This is a genomic window from Bradyrhizobium sp. Ken01, from assembly GCF_055807355.1.
Genome location: NZ_JBVVPC010000263.1, coordinates 1 through 250, shown reverse-complemented (window position 1 = coordinate 250; position 250 = coordinate 1). Strand labels below are relative to the sequence as shown.

The following is a 250-nucleotide window of genomic DNA, read 5'->3' as shown; positions in this document are numbered from 1 at the left end:
CGGTGGCCTGGATTTCGATCTTGGCGCGATCCTCGACCAGCGCCACCACCTGCATGGCGGCCATCGCCGGAAAATGCCGGCCGATGACCTCGCGATAGGCCTCGCCGATACCCCTGAGATTGGCAAGGTATTCGGCCTTGTCGGTGAAGTACCAGGTCATCGAGGTGATGTGCTGCGGCCCCGCGCCGGCTTCCGCCAGCACCGCGACGATGTTCTGCAGCGTTTGCCGCACCTGGCCAACAAAATCGTC

The 250-nt window shown here is 63.6% G+C and carries 1 protein-coding gene; it reads right to left on the bottom strand.

Annotated features, from left to right (window positions below; translation table 11 throughout):
• Positions 1-250: RidA family protein (locus AC0L3S_RS39590; RefSeq protein WP_473285410.1), on the bottom strand; the 250-nt coding region annotated here is incomplete at both ends.